This is a genomic window from Roseomonas sp. TAS13, assembly GCF_001950415.1.
Taxonomy (GTDB): Bacteria; Pseudomonadota; Alphaproteobacteria; order Acetobacterales; family Acetobacteraceae; genus Roseomonas; species Roseomonas mucosa.
On record NZ_BDLP01000389.1, the window covers coordinates 1 to 3,849 of the forward strand.

Below are 3,849 nucleotides of genomic sequence, written 5' to 3' on the forward strand. Positions count from 1 at the left end.
CGCCCTGGCGCGCGGCCTCCTCGGCGGCGCCGGCCTTTCCCTGCGCGGCGATCCGCGCGCCTACCACCTCTGGCTCGAACTGCCCGATCCCTGGCGCGCCGAGACCTTCGTGGCCGCCGCTGCCCGCCGCCGCATCGCCGTCTCACCCGCCGCCGAATTCGCCGCCGGCCCCGGCCACGCCCCCGACGCCGTCCGCCTGGCCCTCGCCGCCCCCGCCGAGGCCGCCTTGCGCCCGGCCCTCGAAACCCTGCTGGAACTCGCCCTCAACGGCCCCGACGCCGCCATCATCGGCTGAGGGCGCGGCGCCGCTCCCCCGGGGACGATCCATCCCCATGACGGTCATCACCCGCAGTGATGGCCGCGCCGCGCCGCCCATCCCATATCCCCGGCAACCGGCCCGGCCCCGCCGCGGCGCCCGGCCAGACCACCCTCACGCAAGGGGCGCGCCCCGTCCCGCCCCGCCGGACGACCTGAACCCATGAAGAAGATCGGCTTCCTCTCCTTCGGCCACTGGACACCCTCGCCGCATTCCGGCACCCGCACCGCCGCCGACGCGCTCCTGCAATCCATCGACCTCGCCGTCGCGGCCGAGGAGCTGGGCGCGGACGGCGCCTATGTCCGCGTCCACCACTTCGCCCGCCAGCTCGCCTCCCCCTTCCCGCTGCTCGCCGCCATGGGCGCGCGGACGAAGCGGATCGAACTCGGCACCGCCGTCATCGACATGCGCTACGAGAACCCGCTCTACATGGCGGAGGATGCCGGCGCCGCCGACCTGATCTCCGGCGGCCGCCTCCAGCTCGGCCTCAGCCGCGGCTCGCCCGAGCAGGTGATCGATGGCTGGCGCCACTTCGGCTATGCCCCCGCCGAGGGCGAGACGGATGCCGAGCTGGGCCGCCGCCACGCCGAGGTCTTCCTCGAAGTGCTGAAGGGCCAGGGCTTCGCCCGCCCCAACCCGCGCCCGATGTTTCCCAACCCGCCCGGCCTGCTGCGCCTGGAACCCTTCTCCGAGGGCCTGCGCGAGCGCATCTGGTGGGGCTCCGGCTCCAACGCCACCGCCGCCTGGGCGGCGAAGTTCGGCATGAACCTGCAAAGCTCCACCCTCAAGGACGACGAGACCGGCGAGCCCTTCCACATCCAGCAGGCCGGGCAGATCCGCCTCTACCGCGAGGCCTGGAAGGAAGCCGGCCACAGCCACACCCCCCGCGTTTCCGTCAGCCGCAGCATCTTCCCCCTGCTCGACGACCGGGACCGCGAGTATTTCGGCCGTGGCGGCAAGGAGCAGGACCAGATCGGCCTCCTCGGCGGCAACACCCGCGCCATCTTCGGCCGCGGCTACACCGCCGAACCCGAGGCCCTGATCGCCCAGCTCCGGGAGGACGAGGCCATCGCCGAGGCCGACACCCTGCTGCTGACCATCCCCAACCAGCTCGGCGTCGAGTACTGCGCCCATGTCATCGAGGGCATCCTGAAGCACATCGCCCCCGCCCTCGGCTGGCGCTGAGCGGCTCCCTGGGGAGGCGCCGCCTCCCCAGACCCCGCCTTTCGCTGGCACGGCGCGGCAAGGCCGGTCCCGGGCCTGACCTCTGAGCGCAGGTGGATCAATGAGGCCCCGAAAACGGAAAAACACCCTGCCCGCACTCGCGGCACCGGCAGCCCGCCGGAGAGCATGGCTCTCCGGCGAGATCCGGCCGCGGCAAGCGCCAACGAACCGGGTCCAGGGCGCGCAGCGTCCTGGCGGAGGGGGGCCCGGGGGGAAAGGCAGCGCCTTCCCCCCGGAACGGCGCAACGCCCGAACTGAAGCGCCTTACGACGCCTCCGCCGGCACCTTCACCTCGCTCGTCCAGCCATGGGCATCCGGCGCGGTGCCGTACTGGATCGCCACGATCGCCTCGTACAGCTTCTGCGTCAGCGGCCCGGTCTCACCGCCGTTGATGACCACCTTCTCGCCCTTGTAGCCCAGCATCCCGACCGGCGAGACCACGGCGGCGGTGCCGGTGCCCCACATCTCCCGCAGCGTGCCGTCGCGGCCCGCCTGCATCACCTCGTCGATGGTGACCGGCCGCTCGCTGGCCTTCACGCCCCAGTCGTGCAGCAGGGTCAGGATCGAGTTCCGCGTCACGCCGTCCAGGATGGTGCCGGCCAGCGGCGGGGTGATCACCTCGTCGCCGATCTTCACCATGATGTTCATGGTGCCCACCTCGTCGAGATAGCGCCGCTCCACGCCATCCAGCCACAGCACCTGGGTATAGCCCTGCGCCTCGGCATCCTGCGCGGCGGCGAGAGAGGCGGCGTAGTTGGCCGCCGTCTTGGCCTCGCCCAGCCCGCCGCGCACCGCACGGACATACTTGTCCGTGGCCAGGATCCTCACCGGCTTCACGCCTTCCTTGTAGTAGGCGCCAACCGGGGAGCAGATCACGAAATAGGTCAGCCGGTGCGCCGGATGCACGCCGAGCTGCACCTCCGTCGCTACCACGGTCGGCCGGATATACAGCGACGTCCCGGCCCGGCGCGGCACCCAGTCATGGTCCACCGCCACCAGTTCCTCGAAGGACCGGCGGATCAGCTCCGGGTCCATCGGCGGGATGCAGAGTGCGGCGCAGGACCTGTTCAGCCGCTCGGCATGGCGCTGCGCACGGAACAGGCGCACCGTCCCGTCCTGGCCGCGAAAGGCCTTCAACCCATCGAACACCGTCTGCCCGTAATGCAGGACGGAGGTCGCGGGGTCCATGCTGAGCGGGCCATAGGGAACGATGCGCGGGTCGTGCCAGCCCTTCCCCTCCTCGTAGTCCATCAGGAACATGTGGTCGGTCATGACCTTGCCGAAGCTCAGCTCGGCATCGTCGGGGCGTTGCTTCGGCGCCTGGGTGCGGGTCACTCGGATGTCGGGGATGGTCATGGACACCAGCTCTTGTGCGTTTCGTTGCTTCTCATGACCTTGTAGCGCAAGAAACGACCCCGGCGGACCCTCACGCCTGCACGATCTGGTTTTGCCTGCCTTGTGCGGAGTGCGGGGCGGCCCATGCAACACTTCCAGCCCGGCGCCCTGCGCGGCCGCATCCGCATCGCCCCCGATGTCGGCACGCGCGCCTGCGTCCCGCCGCCTCCGTTCCGCGGGCGGAGCCTCCCGGGACAGCGCTGGACGTGGCGGGCAGTCGGCCGCCCCGGGCCGGCAGGAACCCCTTCGCGATCAGACCCCCGGCGCAGGCCCCGGCCGGAGATAGGCGAATATGTGAGGCACGTAGTCGGCCTTCCCGATCTCGACGCCCTGGCTCCGGAGAATCGCATAGGCGGTGATGACGTGGAAATAGAACTGGGGCAGCGCCCAGTCGCGGGCATACCGTTCGCCCGTCATGTCGAAGGCGATACCCCCGGGAAGCTCGATGGCGATCGGCAATCCGGCTCCGGCATCGAGCGCGTCCGGGGCCAGGCCATCCAGAAGCGACAGGGCCTCATCGATCCGCTTCCGGGCATCCGAGATCAGCCCAGGCACCTCACCGGCATGACGCCCCTCGGCCGCCAACTCGTCCAGCGAAGGCGGCATCGGCTCCCCCCGCAGCCGGAAGACCGCCTCCTGCGCCTGGAGCGCCGCGAACCTCAACTGCGTCGCCAGGGGATACATGTCGGCCGCCAGCCGCGCCGAGAGGAAGGCCTCCGCCTGCCCCGGCATCTGCCGCTGCGCCTTGTCCAGCAGGCCGCCCAGCATGCGAAGCATCTGCCTGTAGGTGGGAACGAGAAGCTCGGTCAGCGACATGGATGCTCCCTGGGGCCAGCCTGGCGCCGCCCATCATCCGTTGCGGGAGGCCCGATTAAACAACCTGTCTCTTGATCACATCTACGCACAGCTCCACC

At 70.8% G+C, this 3,849-nt stretch carries 3 protein-coding genes and 1 pseudogene; 2 read left to right on the top strand and 2 right to left on the bottom strand.

Annotation, left to right across the window (positions count from 1 at the left end; translation table 11 throughout):
* A pseudogene (locus tag ROTAS13_RS20700) lies at positions 1-295 on the top strand (PLP-dependent aminotransferase family protein); the annotation flags it as partial.
* A 183-nt stretch (positions 296-478) separates the two neighbouring features.
* Positions 479-1,501 carry an LLM class flavin-dependent oxidoreductase gene (locus tag ROTAS13_RS20705; protein WP_019462498.1) on the top strand — a complete coding sequence of 341 codons (1,023 nt, stop codon included), beginning with the start codon at positions 479-481 and terminating at the stop codon, positions 1,499-1,501.
* Between the two features lie 303 nt (positions 1,502-1,804).
* Here ROTAS13_RS20705 and ROTAS13_RS20710 read toward each other — a convergent pair whose 3' ends face one another.
* Positions 1,805-2,896: a branched-chain amino acid aminotransferase gene (locus tag ROTAS13_RS20710; protein ID WP_075823273.1), complete on the bottom strand. Its 1,092-nt coding sequence runs from the start codon at positions 2,894-2,896 to the stop codon at positions 1,805-1,807.
* Between the two features lie 291 nt (positions 2,897-3,187).
* Positions 3,188-3,751, bottom strand: a complete 564-nt coding sequence (locus ROTAS13_RS20715; protein WP_075823274.1) for a DUF1993 family protein — start codon at positions 3,749-3,751, stop codon at positions 3,188-3,190.
* Positions 3,752-3,849 lie beyond the last annotated feature (98 nt).